This is a genomic window from Paraburkholderia franconis (assembly GCF_009362735.1).
In the GTDB taxonomy this organism is placed as follows: domain Bacteria; phylum Pseudomonadota; class Gammaproteobacteria; order Burkholderiales; family Burkholderiaceae; genus Paraburkholderia; species Paraburkholderia franconis.
Genome location: NZ_WHNP01000019.1, coordinates 138,213 through 154,713 on the forward strand (window position 1 = coordinate 138,213; position 16,501 = coordinate 154,713).

The window sequence follows — 16,501 nt, forward strand, 5'->3', positions numbered from 1 at the left end:
CGACAACGAGTCCGGCGACCTTCACGTGCTGCCGTGCATGCCTCACTCAAGCCGCGCCTGCTGGCAATCCTGCTGATACCAACGATCCACTTGACGTTGCGCCGCTTGCAGATCATCCGGATAGTACGGATCGAACCACCTTGACGGGTCGTATCCCGCTGCCTCGAGCGCGGCGAGTTCACTTCTGTTGCGCTGGGATGCGGGGGGTGCGTTGTTTCTGAGAGCGGTGAGGTCGCGGCATTGCGCTGCGCTCAGATGCGCCGCGCCTTCCGGCGTGCCGGCTGTGGCGCAGCCAGCGAGCGAGAAGGTCAATGCGAGAAGCACTGGCCAGATCGTCGGCGAGTTCTTCATGCAACGTCTCCCTTCAGTGAATCAGCGCTGAACGAGGGCTTAAATCAGTGCCGGCGCGGCGGCTCGACGAAAACCCGTTGCGCGGCTCGGTTTGAACCATTTTACGTTTGCGGCTCGCGACATCACTGAACGAAGGCGTCTTGCACATCGGCGTTGTCATGCTGCTCGCGGATTCGAGTTCAGCCGCATGGCCATCTGTTCGAGCGCCGCAGACGCTCGTCTGACAATTGACACCAAACGATAGAGCGAGCGAAGAAAAAAATCGCAACAGCTATTGAAAGATTAACCCGTCCTGGATGTGCTCGATCGGTTGATGCGGGCAGTTCTGCATCGGCTAGAGGGGCAATGAAATGGGCTTCCGTGCTAAAGGAAGAGCCCGTTCGCTGGCAAGGAGCGCACGCCTGGCAGCAGCTCGGGCACCGGGCACTCCGTATGCTTGGGTAAATCGAACGCGCGAGATGCGTGCCGGTTCTTCTCGCCATCCTCAGCAGCAGTTGCGTTGCCGCCAGAAGGCGTTCGGTCGAACCGACGAGCAGAACCAGGAGTAGTCCGTGTTGCTCCAGAAGCGCGTTCGCAGGCCCTTGCGGACTGTCGCGCTTGCCGTCGTCGTCGGCATTTCCTGTTCGCTACCTGCAGCGTTCGCTGCCGATGTCATTCAACCTCCGCCGGGAACGGCCGACGCTGTGCCAGTCGGGTCAGGAGAGAGCGAGCCTGGCGGTTTTCCGGCTATCGTCGACCGATACGGTCCCGCGGTGGTCAGCGTCATAGCGCGGTCCAGGCAGAAGCCACCGGCAGTAGAAGCCGTCGATCCCGCCGATCCACTCGTTGCGTTTTTCAATACTTCGTCGCCTAAGATGCGGCCGACCACGGGCCATTTCCCAGGTGTGATGACGGGCGCTGGTTCGGGTTTCATCGCCAGTGCCGATGGCTTGATCTTGACGACAGCGCATGTCATCGATCATGCACGCGATGTGACGATTACCATGACCGACCATCGCGCATACAAGGCGAAGGTGCTTTTGGTCGATACCGCAAGCGACGTGGCGATTCTCAAGATCGAGGCAACGAATCTGCCCGTCGTCAGGCTCGGCGACGCTTCGCACGTACGCGTCGGCGAACCGGTACTCGCGATCGGAACGACGCCTGCGGGGGACAACATGGTGACAGCGGGCATCGTGAGCGCTGCGCCAACCACCCTTGTTGATGGCAGGCGGTTTACGTTCTTCCAGACCGAGGTAGCGACGAATCCAGACAATTCCGGTGGTCCGTTGTTCAACCGGGCCGGCCAGGTTATCGGCATTGGCGTGCAGATGCACCCGGATGTCGGTCGGTATACGGGAATGACGTTCGCCATTCCCGTCGACGCCGCAAGCGCGCTGTTGAAGACATTGCAAAGCCGGCAGGGACGTCCGATAGCACGGGCACCCGATGATCTGGGTCTGGATGTGCAGGATGTCGGTACGGGAGTTGCCGCTGCGCTGGGCTTGCCTCAGCCGTCAGGGGCGCTGGTCAACGCAGTCAAGCCGGAATCTCCATCCGCGGTCGCTGGCATCGTGCCGGGGGACCTGATTGTCCGGATCGGCGACGGGGCGATTGCCAACGCAGCCGCATTCTCCGAGGCTGTGGCAAACCTGCGTCCCGGGGTAACTATCGCAGTACAGCTGGTTCGTGCCCGGCAACCGATGAGCGTCGCCGTTACCATCCTCGATGCACGAAATGTCGGAAGCTGGCTGGCGAATACAGGTGGAGGCGGTGATCGTTTGGGGCAGGTGACGCATCCACTCGATATCGCTGAGAAAAATACGGCTGAAAAACGCGCGCACGACGTGCATCACGATCTGATGGCGAACGACATGCAAGCTCCCACTGCACAGCTCGACCAATACCAGGTCGCGGTCGCGCAACGCATTGAAAAGAGCAACCCGTCGGATGTGCTGCACGGCGATCCCCAGGCGATGCTGCGCTCGGTCGTGGTCCTTTCGTTCGTCGTCGACCGCGAGGGACGCGTGATCGAATCTTCGGTGTATCGAACGAATGGCGACGGCGACGCTGAGAGCATTGCGCTCGCCTCTCTTCGCCGCTCTTCGCCGTTGCCGCAGCCGCCGGCGCAACTGCTCGATGGACGCGGGCAGCTGGAACTGTTCGAGGACTGGCTGTTCAACGACGACCGCAAATTCCACTTGCGTGAACTCACGCCACCGCAAGCGCAGACACTGAACTGACTTGCGAAATGGACGGCCGATATCCAACACGACCTTCACCTGGATCTCCACTGTATTAACGAAGCACTTCACTGTGGGATTAGTGGGCGCGACCAGACGCTGCACGCGCAACGAAAATCAACGCTATCCTGTCGCGAACCTTGATATACGGCTTACATTTTCCTAAAGTGAACTGGCCGTATCGGGCAAGAATGACGCCCATCCTGAACTACCCGATTCACCGATCGTCAGTGATTATCTGCGCCGAAGCGCTGGAGAAGCCCGTCGGCTGATCTGCGATCGTCATCCGCTTTTCGACAAGAGCCTACGCTTCATCGGCGTCGGCATAGCGACGCATTTGTCTAGCGTCTCAGGCCAACACAGTTCTACTACGTGACGGGCGAATCACCGAAGGAGAAAGCAATGATCAATTCTTCTGAAATTCGCCAATCCGGCTTTCAGGGCGAAGTCATTCAATCTGGCGATCCGGAATACGACAAAGCGCGTGCCGTGTTCAACGTCTCGATCGACCGGCGTCCTCTTCTGATCGCGCGCTGCGTCGACGCGGACGACGTGGCAAGGATCGTGGCGCTCGCACGCAGGCACAACCTGCCGCTTGCCATACGCAGCACCGGTCACAACGTCGCCGGATATGCAGTCTGCGACGACGGCGTCGTGGTCGATCTGTCGTTGATGAAAGCCATCACGGTCGATCCGTCGGCGCGTACCGTGCGTGTGGAAAGCGGTTGCGATTGGGGCGAAGTCAACGACGCGCTTCAGTTGCACGGCCTTGCCGCCACGGGCGGCTTCGTGTCGATTACCGGCGTAAGCGGACTGACGCTGGGTGGCGGCCTTGGCTGGCTCGTCCGCAAGCATGGACTCGCGCTCGACAATCTCCTGGGCGTCGAGGTGGTGCTCGCCGACGGCCGCAAGGTGAAGGCCAACAGCCGCGAGAATGAGGATCTGTTCTGGGCGATACGCGGCGGCGGAGGCAACTTCGGCGTGGTGACGTCGTTCGAATTCCAGGCGCACCCGGCTGGTACCGTGCTCGCCGGCATCGTGCTCCATCCCGCCAGCGCAGCCGCGGGTGCGATCCGCAGGTGGCGAGATCTCGAAGCGGAAGCCCCGGACGAATCGACGCTAGGCGCGCTTCTGTTTCACATGCCGGACGATCCTTCGCTGCCTCCACCGATGCGCGGCGCTCCCGTCGCAGGTCTCGGTGGCGTCTACGCCGGTCCGGTGGAAGAGGGCGAGAAAGTCTTGCGGCGCTTGCGCGAATACGGGCCGCCTCTTGTCGACAAATTCGCACCCACGCCATACAACGAGGCTCAGCGCATGGCGGACTTCCTGTGGCCGCCGGGCCTGCATAGCTACTGGAAATCGAGCTACCTCAAGGCGCTTGACGACGCAGCCGTCGACATCGTCGTCGATCGTTTTGCGCGTGTCCCGTCGCGGCAGACCGTGATCGTGCTGGAGAACTATGGCAACAGCGCATGGAGCCGCGTTCCCGAATCCGCGACCGCGTTCGGGCATCGCAACTGGCCGTGGAATATCGTGGTCACGTCTGCATGGTCCGATGCGAAGGATAGTGAACGGAACATTGCATGGACGCGCGAGCTGCTCGACGCACTGCGTCCGTACACAGCGCCCGGTGCATACGTGAACTATCTCGGCGGCGACGAGGGCGTTGACGGATTGCAGGCAGCGTATGGAACCAAACTCGGTCGGCTTGCCTCGATCAAGGCAAAGTACGACCCGACGAACCTGTTCCGCCTGAACCAGAACATCGCGCCCGCGCCGCTCGCGGACGCGCCGGGCGGGTGAATGCGTCTGCCGGTTATGCACGCCGCTCATCGCGAGGCACCGTGCAGAGGTGGCGGCGTGCAGACCGAACGAATACGACAGCACCGATGAAACGAGCAGTGTCGCGCTGACGAAATGCAGCCCCAGCGAATAGTCGCCGCTGATGTCGCGTAGCCTGCCGATCACCATCGGCCCAATCGTGCCGGCGATCAGGCTACCCATTGCGTTGATCAGCGCGATGCGCGCGGCCGTCGCGGAACCGGACGGGAACTGCGTCTGCATGCTCCACAACGGCGGCTTTGCCGCATTGATGCCGACGTTCGCAAGCGTCAGTCCGATGATCAGCACGACTGCTTGGCTCGCGTGTCCGGACATCAGCATGTCGATAATGGCCGCCAGACACGCGATCGCGACGTGCAGACGGGCGTTCGTTCGTGCGATCCGAATTGCGCGCCCACAGCACTATCGCGAAGACCGCGAACGGATTTGCAATCGCTTTCTTTCTGGTTCGCGTCTTTGAATTAGTTCGCAACACTATCGATAAGCGTGAAAGCAGTTCGTGCGGGTTTGTCGAACCGATCGGGCGGGCTCACGCTCCACAGCAATTCGAAGAGACTGCACTCGAACGCAAAGAACTCCGCGCGCTTTGACTGGACAACGCGTAGTGCTCCGCCCGCGACGAAATGAAGGCCACGGTGTCGTCGTACAGATAGGTCGTGCACCTACTTGGAAATCAGCGGGTGCGAAGCGGAGTTCAGGGCGATTGCGCGTCGACGCCATCGCCCGGAAGGGCGCACCGGTCCCTCGTTATGACAACAGCGACGCAGAGTAACCGTTCGAATTTCACGAAGTCAGTTTCGCGAAATGCGGTTGGACGTGGACCGCGCATTGCACATACGCTTGTTGCTGGCACCATTTCTGCGACGAAAAGCGGTTGAATCACTCAAGGACCTGCTCGCGCGGATGGCCACCTTCCGTCATGCGGGTTTGACGATCCAGGTCCGGAAAGGGCCGCCAATGTTGAGGCTCCGGAAAATCGAGTCTTTCCTTTTCGGCGACTTCGCCCACAACGACAGATCAAGCATGAGGTTGGCGTCGATGGCTCGCGATTTACCTAAGGTTCTTCCCGAACTTCTTCCGAGGTTATGGGCATTCGCGTTACGAATTTCGCGGGATCACTACGACGCCGAGGAACTGGTGCAACGCGCGTGCTTACGCGCGCTCGAACTCAAGCATCAGTTGCGGCCGGACACGTCGCTCTTGAGCTGGATGTTTTCGATCGTGTATTCCACGTGGATCAACGAACTTCGTTCACGCAACATGCGAAGCCGCACAAGCGCGGCATGGGACGATAGCCTCCTCGAAATGGTCGCGGACTCTGCAACTCGTAATCCCGAATGTGAGGCAATGAGTCGGCAGATCATCAAGGCCGTGGAGCAATTGCCGGATGCGCAGCGTGCCGTTGTACTGCTGGTGGACGCTGAGGGAAGAAGCTATCAAGAGGCTGCGAAAGTCCTCGATGTGCCGATCGGCACAGTTATGAGCCGTCTATGTCGAGCGCGGCGGAGCGTGAGCGCAAAATTCGCACGTGCGCAGGTTGAAGGAGGTGCCCTCGCGCCTAAGCGCCTAAGCCAATGACGTATGCAACATCAGGGCAGTGCGATAACCGATCAATCAAGGCGAAAATTCGCGCGCTGTCACGGTCGACACGTAGTTCGTATTTCTGATCAATTGCCTACGCCTCGAACGTCGTTGCAGTGCTATCGACGAGTCGCCCTTTTCTCTCTTCTATCCACCGCTGTCGTCAATTGACTCATGATTCAACTCCTTCTCGTGATGCGATAGAACGAAAAATGGCCGATATATTGAACGCCTGATTGACTGGTTGCTTTCACTCGCGCGCCGGGTTGCTTGCACCGGCGCGGCCATGCCCGTCGGTTCCTACGAGAACACGTCGCTCACAGAGCTATTCCGCTCATGCGTCCGTGCGGCCAGCAACCGGAACGATAGTAATAGCGCATGGAATAGAAATAGCGCTGACGTGTTTTCTGAGTGCCGGACGCGACGAGAAGTCACCTCGTTTCGCGAAGGAAAGGACAATTGAAACAGGAACAACACATGACTTCGAATCAGCGGATACTCATCTATTACGACGGCACCGAGGAGGCTCGTTCGGCGATCGCTCGCGCGAGTCGGATAGCTTTGGCGCTCGATGCGCATATTCATGTGCTTACTGTCGTCGACACCAACACAGCTATCGTGTCAACTTCGGGCATGTTGTGCGAGCCGGCGTACTTTCTGATCGAGAACAGGGCGCGCGACGTGCTACAGGAAGCACTCGATCACATGACCGCGCGCGGCATCAAGGTGAGTGGACACTTCGCGGTTGGCAACGTGGTCGAGCGCATCGCACAACATGCTGAAATGATTGACGCAGACCTGCTGGTCGTCGGTCATCGAAGGCGTTACGGGCTTGCTCGCTGGCTGGGTGGCGCGCCGACATATTCTGAACTTGTCGATCGGGCCAAGGGCCGCACGGTGATCACGGTTGCGGTGGCATGAGGGAACGCCACGCAGGATGTGTCAGTCGATAGAGACGGTGTGCGCAATTCATGGCAATAAAAGATCCGTGTTAGTTGAGCTCGGAGTTGCGCACGCCGGTCCCGCACGGTCACGCGAACAGACGCGCCTGAAGTTCTGCGCGATGGCAAGCTGCATTCAAGACGAAGTACTGACGAATGGGTCTGAAGCGCGAGAGGAAGGCACGCGTCCGAAGTACCGGCTAACGGGCGCCTTTGAGCAATCCGCAATGGGAGAGGAAACAGCCGGACGTCGTCGAATATTCCATATAGCGCGATGCACGAATCCGCGAAATAAATGGAATAGGCTCATGCGATGGAGTGTTGTGGAAGAGCGGTTCGAACCGCCTCGACCCAACAACAGGAGGAGCATCGCCATGATTCGTCGTTCACACGGGACACCAATTGCAATTGGTGCTGGTTTGATCTGGGCCGTGATCGGATCGTCCGCGCGAGCGGAATCGATCGATCTGCCCGACGCACGCGCGTTTCTGAGTGCGACCGCATCGGGTGTGCAGATCTATGCATGCGAGTACGGTTCGGATCACGCGCTCGGCTGGGTTTTCCGGCAGCCGCGCGCCACGCTCTACGATGCGAACGGCGCCGCCGTGATCGCGCATTCGACTGGACCCTCATGGGAAGCGCGCGACGGCAGCCGCATCGAAGGAGACATCATCGCGCAGAAGCCGAGCGACATGCCTGGCAGCGTGCCGCAACTTCTGCTGCGGGCGCGCTCGACAGGAGCGCAAGGCTTGCTCGCTTCGGCGCGCTATGTGCAGCGAGTAAAGACAGTCGGCGGTGTGAAGCCGACCGCGCCCTGCACGGTGCAGCATCAGCCGGGCAGCTCGCCCTATATCGCGACTTATCTTTTCTACAGGTAAGACTGCAGGTTAGACCCGCGATTCATCTGTTCGATCATATTCGTCCATATAGCAAGGATTGCAATGCAAAACAAAAATCTAACTGAATAACGCATCGGCCGTGAGCGTCGCGCGCGTCCGCAGACCGAGCGCGACGAGCGTGCCGCGCCCATCCCGCAAACGCACAATGCTTTCGCGCGATTCGATGAAATCGCCGTCGGGGAGGGCGTCGCCCGCCGCCCATGTGTGCAATCGATGAATCATGCTCAACCGTTGATTGAAGGAGCGTTCGCGTCCGGCAAATGCCGGTCCCTTCAGCACAACAGCCGGACAGAGAAATTATTCCGAGCTAGTTCGCGGCATGCGCGAGACACAGCACGAGCCTGCAAACGGACGCACCGGCGACGAAGGCGATGCCCAGGGCCGCGCCGAACCACGCGAGCGCAATCCATCGGCGCCAATTCCACGTCGTGCCGCACCGCTTGCCTGCGAAGGCATCGTTCGCACTCTCGCGACCGTCGACGAATGCGGTGAAATCGGTTCTGCGCCGCGCCGTATGCGCCATGACATCGATCGTGTTGGCCAGGCTCGCGGGTACGGGCGGAAGCCGTTGATGCGCGAAGGCCTGCACATAGGGCAGGCGTGACGCACCGAGCCACGCGACGCGCCGGGTCGCGTCGGGATCATCGTCGAACATGCGCTCGACTTCTGCGCGCCGTCGGGCGGCCAGCGCGCCGTCGACGTAGGCCATCAGTTCGATGTCGTCCGAATTCATAAGGCCGGTCCAACGCGGTTCGCAGTGCGTGTGCCGCGCATTTCCACGAGTGCATGGCGCGGCCCGCGCCCGCATGCAGCCATGCGGGTCAATGGCATAACACCTGTGCCGGGTCGTTATTCCATTCGATGCGTGGAGCGTTTCCGCGAGACGGCGCTATCCGGCGCGCGACGGGTCCGCCTGTTGCGCATCGCCGAACAGAGGGGCCATGTCGAGGTTGGAGATGCGCTTGCCGAGCGCGGCGAGATCGGCTTCGTCCGCCTGGCCGATGAGCGCATAGCTCAGTTCGGCCTGACGCCACGTGGCGACCTCCATCGACTCGACGGTGCGGGACGCGACCGCCTGATCGGGGCGCGCGTCCTTCATCACGCACAGCGCGATGGGTGGACCGTTGCGCGGCAGATAGACGATCTGGACGAGCGGCTTGTTGTTGAAGCGCAGACGCTGCACCGACTTGAAGGTGAGCCCGGCGCTGCTCAGGTCCGGCACACGCAGCGCGAGATGGTCGTCGCGGCGGATGTCCTCGACCACCTTCGCGGCGACCGCCGGATCGTCCTCGCGATACGCAACGGTATCGCGCGTATAGAGCTTCTGGTAACCGACGGCCGCCTGCACCCACGGCGACACGTTCGATGCGCTTGCCATCTGCGAGCCGCTCGAGCCCGGCGCGCCGGGTCCGAACAGTGCGCCGGGATGAACGAACTGGCCGGCCACGAATGCGCCTGCTACGCACGCCGCCGCGAGCCACACGGGCACGCCGCGCAGACGTGAACGCCCGGGCGCGGAAGGCGACTGCGTTGACGTTGGCATGGCTGCGTCGTTCGCGCTGGAAGGACGATGCGCGCGCACCATCTCGTCGACGCGAAGCCGCAGTGATTCCGGCACGGGTGGCAGCGTCTGCTGCGCGAAGGCATCCGCGAAATCGACCTGCGAGGCGCGCAGCAGCGCGACCTTCTTGCGCGCCTCGGCGGACTCGCGCAACTGCAGTTCGACTGCGGCGCGCTCGTCAGGCGACAGGCCGCCGTCTACATAGGCGAGTAACTGAGCGTCGTCGGCCTTCATGCGATTGAGTCCTTGTGCTGCGGGGCGGGACGCGCCTTGGGCGTGTCGCCGCCGAACATGGCGCCGACAGATTGCCGGGCTCGCGAGAGCCGGCTCATCACCGTGCCGATGGGTATATCGAGTACGTCGGCAGCGTAAATCGCGAGCCGATGGACAAGAACCGTATAGAAGGCGCTGCCGAGCAGGGCGAGCGGGCACGTAACCGCGAAGCTCCCGTGATCAAGGCGAAGTGGCGTAGATGCGGCGGTTGTGCGATGAAGGAGTGCGTTCTTACCTGGGGAGATCTCGCCTTGTGCCTGAAAGGGCGACGGCGTCGAGCCGGAGCGAGAAGTCAGCAGAGGCCGTAGTAGTCACAGGACAGGTCGATGAGACCGAAGCTAGTGATGAAGGGCCGAACGGGACTTGCTGATACGTCAGCCCTTCGACCGCGACGAGCAGCATCACGACACGCTGTGCTTCGGGCAGGCGTTCGATCGCTTCGACGATCTGGCTGTGCATGAGCCTGGTTTCCGGACCATTGTCGACGGGATCGGGCAGATTTTCGAGGAAATCGTCGTCACACTCGAAGCTGGCCCGCTTGCGCACGCTGCGGGCGCGTAACTCGTTGATCCAGGTGGAATGAACGATGGAAAACATCCAGCTCAACGGGGCCGTGTCGGCTCGAAGCTGATGCGCGCGTTCCAGCCCGCGCAGGCACGCGCGCTGCACGAGGTCCTCGGCGTCATGCTGGTTTCCCGACAGGCGAAGCGCGAACGCCCACAGTCGAGGCAGCATGGCGGGAAGCATGCCGGGTAAGTCTGCACCGCTCATCGAAGGTGTTTCTCCATGATCCCCGTGCGGGCCGACCTTGCGCGAATGCGATCGTGTGCGATCGTCTGGCTGTGGGCGCGAAGTTCGGGCCGTCTAGTCTAACTTAAGACGGAACACCTGGCGGTGGTGCTTTATTCCACGCCCTTGTTCTGTCTCTCTGGTTGCGTGTCTTCAATGGCCGCTCGTGGCCGCCTTTGCTTCTTCGCGCGTGCGTCTGTTGAACGATACCGCGTAGGCGGCGGAGCGCGCGGCGAGCAGCGGATCGTCCGAAGGCGCGATGCCGTCCGGCAGCACCGTCGGATCGAAGTTGATATCGCGGCACGTACCGTCGATCTGCGATTGCGCATGGTCGATCACGAGCGTGCCCGCATCGATGCGATGCAACTCGCGCTCGGCCGGCCAGGCGCGTGTCGCATCGTCGACGGGATCGCCCGGGCCCGCCGGCGTCAGCATGAGACGCCAGCGCACGGGGCCCGACTTCAGCCGCGTTCTCAGGTCGTGCGCGAGGAAATCGGGATCGCTCGCGCGCGCGTCGTGTTCGTCGAGCGGCGCGTAAGGCGTGTCGGGGACCACGCTCCAGCGCACGAATCGCGTGACGCCGTGCGCATCGGTGAAGCGGAATGCGTTGATGCTGAAATAGCTGGCGTTATAGAAAGCCGACGATGGCGAATGACTCGCGAGCCAATCGCGCAAAGCACTCGTTTCCGGATAACGCGCGACGAACGTGTCGACTTTTGCGGGGTCGGGACGGCCGGTGCGCGCATCTGGCCGCAACGCCTGCATCTGCTCGTAGACGGCTTGCGGCGTTCGCACCGCGAAGACGGGCGCGGAATTCATGCCTGTGCGCCATTCCTGTCCGTCGGCGGGAAGAAAGCGCAGTGCGAAGCTGCGTACGGTCGTGTCGGCGTCCGCTTCAGCAGGATTGCCGCCAGGCGCAGAGAAGCGGCCTGTGACGGGCGTGCGGCCTCGCGTGAACACATCCGCTCGCGACAGCGCCGCGCCATTGCCGTTGCCGTCGAAATAGCCGCTCACGCAGATGCCTTTGGCGTGATTGCGGCGAAACCCCGGATGCCTGCCCGCGACGGCTTCGAAAGAATCGACCAGACGATCGGGCGTCAGCGCGTCCGCTCCTCCGGGCAGCCGGACCCACCCTCCGACCCATGCGAATGATCCAAGCAGAAGGGCCGGCGCGAGCGCAACGGCGATATATCGTAAGAAGAGGTGCGATTGTTGGGGGCGGGACATGAAGCCACAAAAACGAAGCCACGGAGACGATGCGCCGTGCCGGTTCCGAAGTGCTGGGGAGGATAGATCGCCGCGAAGGTTACGTGCTATCCGAAGACAATGTCGTCGTTCGCACGTTGCTGAATGTCCTTGATCCATCGGCAGAACAACTTGACGCCATCCAACGTGAAGAACGAATGCCATCCTGCGTGAAATTCTATCGGACGTTGCCGGATCGATTCATCGACGTTGGTTCGAGATGGTGTCCGAAGTACGGGGCAATTCCAGCCTGCCACAATCTGCGCGATCGCGGTGTAGCATTCCACGGTGTGCGCATTACTTTCTGGAGTTCACAGAAAGGCAGGCAAGTCGGGGTGCGGAATCCGGACGGACAGAAGGAAGCATGATGTCAATCGAGTGGAAGCGCCGCGTCTGGCTGTTCATCCAGCGTCTCTGGCAGCCGACCAGCGCGTGCATGACCTGCATGCCGGGTAGCTGGGGCAATATCTTGAGTCTTGCCCACTGGACGATTGCATTGCAAACAGGTCTGCTCACCGGAATCCTCGCCGTACTTTTGACGTTCACGCCGTTGACAAGGCTCTATGCGCAGCGATACGGCAACGCGCTGATAGTCGGCTTCCTGACGATGTTAGGCGACGCGTACTCGCACCCGAATCACTATGGTGTTCCTTTTGCCGAGGCGGTCGTAACCGGTGTGATGTCGGGCCTGTTGACGCTGGCCGCTTCATATATTTTTGAAGACCGCGCCCGACGCCTTCGTGCGGCGTGCACCCGGATTTCCCGATTGCTGGTTCACTGACTGTATGCACGAGTTATCGCCGCGTCAGCAAGATGCCGACGACCTTCCGAACGCGGCGAGTTTCGGTCAGTGGGACCGGCTCGTTGCATGACCGAAACGGCAATGCGGACGTTCGCTTCGGTGACAGTGCACCAACGAGTGAGCATTCGCATCCGGAAGTCATATACTGGCTCGGTGCGTTTGGAGCATGCGTCGGCATAAACGCTCATCGAACACGCCTGGACGCCCCGCGACTGGAAAACAAACAACGCCGTAACCGTATCGCTCAGCCGTTTGCCCGCGCATGTCCTTTCGTCGGACGTGACGACCACGAGGCCTGGTGGTCCGGGCTTGACGGCACCTGCCAGACAGGACGAAGCCATGCTGACCATCGATGACATCCGGGCAGTTCCGCTTTTCTCGTCACTTCCCGCCGACGAACTGGAGAGCCTCGCGCACACGTCCGCCGACCTGCATCTGTGCGCGGGCGAATTCGCCGTCCATGAAGGCGGCGAACGCGCGCTCTATGCGGTGCTGTCAGGCAAGATGGAAGTCATCAAGACGTTCGACGGCATCGAGCGCACTTTGGGCTGGCGTCTGCCGGGCACCATCTTCGGCGAAGTGCCGCTTGCGCTGAGTTCGCCGTTTCCGGGCGCGTATCGGGCCGCGGAGCCCTCGCGCGTCATGCGCGTGGATGCGCAGCGCTACTACGCGCTCGCGGCCGCGTCGCCGGAGGTTGCGCTCAAGATGGGGGCTCTCGCGCGCGAGCGCATCGGCGGTCTTCAGAGCCTCTCCGCCGAACCGCCGAAGGCACGCGTGACCATCGTCGGCAGTCGCTGGGACGACGCCTGTACCGCGTTGCGCCAGTTCCTCGCGCGCAATCAGATCAGCCATGACTGGATGACGCCCGACGCGCCAGAGCTGCAGGCGCGCTGGCCCGGCGACATTCCGTCTGAGGCGGGGTGCCCCGCGCTGCGGCTCGTCGACGGAACGGTGCTGAGCCGGCCCGCGACGCGCGAGCTTGCACGCTTGCTGGGTTTGCAGACCCAGCCCCGCTTCGCCGAATACGACACGGCGATCATCGGCGGCGGGCCGGCCGGGCTGGCCGCGGCAGTGTACGGCGCATCGGAAGGCCTGCGCACGCTGGTGCTGGAGCGCGAGGCGCCGGGCGGGCAGGCCGGCACATCGTCGCGCATCGAGAACTATCTTGGCTTTCCGAACGGCGTTTCCGGCGACGAACTCGCGAGCCGCGCGCTACAGCAGGCGAGGCGGCTCGGCGCCGAGATTCTCGTTACGCGGTCGGTGGCGCGAATCGATGTTGAACGACGCGAGATTTACCTCGACGGCGGCGATGTCGTGCGGTCGCAGACGATTATTCTCGCGACGGGGGTGACATGGCGGCGCCTCGCCATTGATGGCTTCGACCGGTTCATTGGCAAAGGAATCTACTACGGCGCGTCGCGCAGCGAAGCGAGCGCGACGCATGGACTGGATGTTCATCTGATCGGCGGTGGAAATTCGGCTGGACAGGCCGCGCTCTATTTTGCCAATCACGCGCGCAGGGTGACGCTCGTCGTGCGAGGCGATTCGCTCGAGAAAGGCATGTCGCGCTATCTGATCGAGCAGCTCGCCGGCAAGGAGAATGTCGCGGTGCAGTTGCGATCGGAAGTCGTCGGCGCACATGGCGATACGTGTCTGAGCGCGATCGACGTGCGCGATGGAACGGGCGCAGAAGTGCGCCGCTGCGACTGTGGCGGCCTGTTCGTTTTCATCGGCGCTGATGCGGAAACGGATTGGCTGCCGGCGGAAATCGCGCGCGACGCACGCGGCTATGTTCTGACGGGTGACGATGTCGTCAAGGCGGGCCGCTGGTCCCATAGGCGGGACCCATACCTGCTCGAATCCAGCGTACCCGGTGTGTTTGCGTGCGGGGACGTGAGGTTGAGTCCCGTCAAGCGCGTCGCTTCGGCAGTCGGCGAGGGCAGCATGGCAATCGCTTTCGCGCACAAGTATCTGCAGTTCGATGCGCGGTAGCGTTGGGGGTGGCGGAGTGCGTTCATCTGTGCCGCGTTGCGCAAGACCCGCGAAATTATCTCAGGAGACGTCAGGACAAGAACGCGGAGCAAGCGCGATATCTCCAGCGAGGTGCGCGCCAGCTAACTGCCTGGGCTGCCAACGATGGGGACTCTGCGGCAAATTGATTGCCCCTGGCGCCGTCGGCAACAAAACACCGCTTGCGAGCGAGGCGCTCTAAAGCCGATGGCGCCGACAACGACTCGGTCCGGGCCAGCTTCTGCCGCCCGGCCGACATATATTGCAGTTAATCCCGTCTTTATTCTGCAATGCGCTTGAAACTGGCGTAGTAATCGTCGGTGTAATAGCAGTCGCTGGTCTGCTTGCGCGGTCCACCACATACGATCCGGCGCAGCCCGCGATCCGTCGAGCCAGGCGTGCGAACCGTGTATGTGTGGTAGTAGCCGCGCGGATGCTTCGGCAGCAAAAGCGCGCTGTTACGGAACAAGACGCCGTCCTCGCCAAAAGGGAAGGGGCCGCCCGCTTTGATCAGCCGCAGTGTTTCGGCTGCTTCACCCGGCAACTGTGTCCTGGTGACGGTGCCCAGCGTGCCCGTCGCTTGCGCGCCTGATGCGGCGTGTGTATCGCTTGCGCCTTGCGCTGGCTGACCCGGCGCCTGACTCGCGGATGCGCCCGATGCCTCAGTGACGTTTTGCGATCCCTCCTTGCCGCATCCACCGAGGATCGCGCTCAAGGCGACGATGCAGGAGAAAGCCCACGCTCTCTTCACGAAACGGTTCTCCCTCGTTGACCAGAATTCGACGACCAGGATAGATGTAAAGGTATCGCTAATGGTGGGGCGAATCAATGTCCGGCCGGAGATGGGCACTTTTTACACGGCAACCAGACCGATGTACCTTTTTCCGCAGTCCGCGACTGTGTGCCCCGAGGCTCGTCGAAACGCCGCGCGTCACGAATATAGGCGTCGGTGACCGGCTGACCTCGCAACGCGGTCTCTCGATGCTCGGCAGTTCGAAGGACCGCTGAGGGGGCGATCGCTGCCGGATGCGGATCGATCGATGGAGGACCTCGGCTCCCGATCGACGTCGGACCTGGTGCGGTCATCTGCGGGCACGGGTCCTTGCATTTTCACCGGCATTTGAGCGTCGACTATGCATCGTACCGCGGACATCGACTCATCTACCGTATGTAAAGTCTCGTTGGGCTCCTGTGAAGAAGGGATCACAAGGACAACATCCGGGCCGGTAACCGCGGTGACGTGAGATTGACGTGTTCGATCCATCGACCGCTGAGTTCGTATCTGGCGTCACCTCGTCTGAGGTTCGCAGCACGCGCGCTTGTACTGAACAGGCGGACACGGTACCGAGCCGAATGAACAGAACACGCAGCAATCGCCCGGCTTCGGACGCAGCAGCGCATGACAGGCCTGACACTCGTAATAGAACTGACATGCATCCGTGGGCATGACTTCTGGCGTGGCAACTCCACATTGCGGGCAGGTCAGCACGGATGCGAGAACGACTTTGCTCACGGTGGCGGTCTTCCTGTCGAAATCAGCGGTCACCGCGCTGACGTCGGGCGCCTTCCGACGAAGCAACGCGCCACCGTCGCTGACGCACCAGATGGTCGAGCGACAAGGCTCCGGCGCCCCGGCACAACAGGACGAGCAGCATGGCCGCCCACTGGATATGCGTCGGCCATGCCCGCGGGTACACAAAGATCTCGATCACGGAGGTCATCCCGAGCAGGACCAATGCGGCGGGCCTGACGCCCAGGCCGAGCACCAGCAACACCGGCATGCTCAGTTCTATCGATACGGTGATGTGCGCTGCCACATCCGGCGGCAATACCGGCAGCCTGTATTCGTCGCGAAACAGTTCGAGCGCCGCATCCCAGTTTGCGAGCTTGGTCATCGCCGAATTCCAGAAAATCGTTGCAACCGCGAGGCGCAGCGGAATGGCCAGCAGCCAGTAAGGCACGCGTTCCAGCAACTGAACCGCGCA

General features: G+C 61.8%; 17 protein-coding genes. 8 read left to right on the plus strand and 9 right to left on the minus strand.

Going from position 1 to position 16,501, the window contains the following annotated elements:
- Window positions 1-42 precede the first annotated feature (42 nt).
- A complete protein-coding gene (locus GCT13_RS21405; protein WP_152761341.1) occupies window positions 43-351 on the minus strand; it encodes a DUF4148 domain-containing protein in 309 nt (102 codons plus the stop codon).
- Window positions 352-1,205: 854 nt separating this feature from the next.
- Here GCT13_RS21405 and GCT13_RS21410 point away from each other — a divergent pair.
- The 5 genes from GCT13_RS21410 to GCT13_RS21440 all read left to right on the plus strand — a co-directional run bounded on the left by GCT13_RS21410 (window position 1,206) and on the right by GCT13_RS21440 (window position 7,815).
- Window positions 1,206-2,573: a trypsin-like peptidase domain-containing protein gene (locus tag GCT13_RS21410; RefSeq protein WP_152761343.1), complete on the plus strand. Its 1,368-nt coding sequence runs from the start codon at window positions 1,206-1,208 to the stop codon at window positions 2,571-2,573.
- A gap of 402 nt (window positions 2,574-2,975) precedes the next feature.
- Entirely contained in the window at window positions 2,976-4,376 is a 1,401-nt protein-coding gene (locus GCT13_RS21415) for an FAD-binding oxidoreductase (RefSeq protein WP_152761345.1), read from the plus strand.
- A gap of 1,077 nt (window positions 4,377-5,453) precedes the next feature.
- Window positions 5,454-5,993, plus strand: coding sequence for an RNA polymerase sigma factor (locus GCT13_RS21425; protein ID WP_152761399.1), 540 nt, complete (start codon window positions 5,454-5,456; stop codon window positions 5,991-5,993).
- Window positions 5,994-6,455: 462 nt separating this feature from the next.
- On the plus strand, window positions 6,456-6,917 hold the full coding sequence (locus GCT13_RS21430; RefSeq protein WP_152761347.1) for a universal stress protein: 462 nt from the start codon (window positions 6,456-6,458) through the stop codon (window positions 6,915-6,917).
- A 394-nt stretch (window positions 6,918-7,311) separates the two neighbouring features.
- The gene (locus GCT13_RS21440) at window positions 7,312-7,815 is read left to right on the plus strand and encodes a DUF3455 domain-containing protein (protein ID WP_152761349.1); all 504 of its coding nucleotides are present in this window, start codon (window positions 7,312-7,314) and stop codon (window positions 7,813-7,815) included.
- A gap of 78 nt (window positions 7,816-7,893) precedes the next feature.
- On the opposite strand, the gene GCT13_RS48475 is transcribed toward GCT13_RS21440, so the two are convergent.
- From GCT13_RS48475 to GCT13_RS21465, 5 genes are all read right to left on the minus strand, one after another.
- Window positions 7,894-8,058 (minus strand): hypothetical protein, encoded by a 165-nt coding sequence (locus GCT13_RS48475; protein ID WP_193727720.1) that lies wholly within the window; start codon window positions 8,056-8,058, stop codon window positions 7,894-7,896.
- An 85-nt stretch (window positions 8,059-8,143) separates the two neighbouring features.
- Complete coding sequence (locus tag GCT13_RS21445) at window positions 8,144-8,569, minus strand: anti-sigma factor family protein (RefSeq protein ID WP_152761351.1); 426 nt, start codon at window positions 8,567-8,569, stop codon at window positions 8,144-8,146.
- Between the two features lie 156 nt (window positions 8,570-8,725).
- On the minus strand, window positions 8,726-9,631 hold the full coding sequence (locus GCT13_RS21450; RefSeq protein WP_152761353.1) for an anti-sigma factor: 906 nt from the start codon (window positions 9,629-9,631) through the stop codon (window positions 8,726-8,728).
- A 270-nt stretch (window positions 9,632-9,901) separates the two neighbouring features.
- Window positions 9,902-10,441 (minus strand): RNA polymerase sigma factor, encoded by a 540-nt coding sequence (locus GCT13_RS21460; protein ID WP_193727721.1) that lies wholly within the window; start codon window positions 10,439-10,441, stop codon window positions 9,902-9,904.
- Window positions 10,442-10,612: 171 nt separating this feature from the next.
- Entirely contained in the window at window positions 10,613-11,686 is a 1,074-nt protein-coding gene (locus tag GCT13_RS21465; RefSeq protein ID WP_152761355.1) for a catalase family peroxidase, read from the minus strand.
- Between the two features lie 29 nt (window positions 11,687-11,715).
- Between GCT13_RS21465 and GCT13_RS21470 the strand changes: the two genes are divergently transcribed.
- From GCT13_RS21470 to GCT13_RS21480, 3 genes are all read left to right on the plus strand, one after another.
- Window positions 11,716-12,072 carry a hypothetical protein gene (locus GCT13_RS21470; protein WP_152761357.1) on the plus strand — a complete coding sequence of 119 codons (357 nt, stop codon included), beginning with the start codon at window positions 11,716-11,718 and terminating at the stop codon, window positions 12,070-12,072.
- Complete coding sequence (locus GCT13_RS21475) at window positions 12,072-12,485, plus strand: hypothetical protein (protein ID WP_152761401.1); 414 nt, start codon at window positions 12,072-12,074, stop codon at window positions 12,483-12,485. Before GCT13_RS21470 ends, GCT13_RS21475 begins: the two co-directional genes overlap by 1 nt.
- Before the next feature lie 360 nt (window positions 12,486-12,845).
- A complete protein-coding gene (locus tag GCT13_RS21480) occupies window positions 12,846-14,498 on the plus strand; it encodes an FAD-dependent oxidoreductase (RefSeq protein ID WP_152761359.1) in 1,653 nt (550 codons plus the stop codon).
- Window positions 14,499-14,796: 298 nt separating this feature from the next.
- Here GCT13_RS21480 and GCT13_RS21485 read toward each other — a convergent pair whose 3' ends face one another.
- The 3 genes from GCT13_RS21485 to GCT13_RS21495 all read right to left on the minus strand — a co-directional run.
- Window positions 14,797-15,267, minus strand: coding sequence for a ribonuclease (locus GCT13_RS21485; protein WP_321574518.1), 471 nt, complete (start codon window positions 15,265-15,267; stop codon window positions 14,797-14,799).
- Between the two features lie 537 nt (window positions 15,268-15,804).
- Entirely contained in the window at window positions 15,805-16,029 is a 225-nt protein-coding gene (locus GCT13_RS50895; RefSeq protein WP_321574515.1) for a GDCCVxC domain-containing (seleno)protein, read from the minus strand.
- 22 nt (window positions 16,030-16,051) lie between these two features.
- A partial coding sequence (locus GCT13_RS21495; protein WP_407670832.1) for a DoxX family protein occupies window positions 16,052-16,501 on the minus strand: 450 nt, incomplete at its 5' end.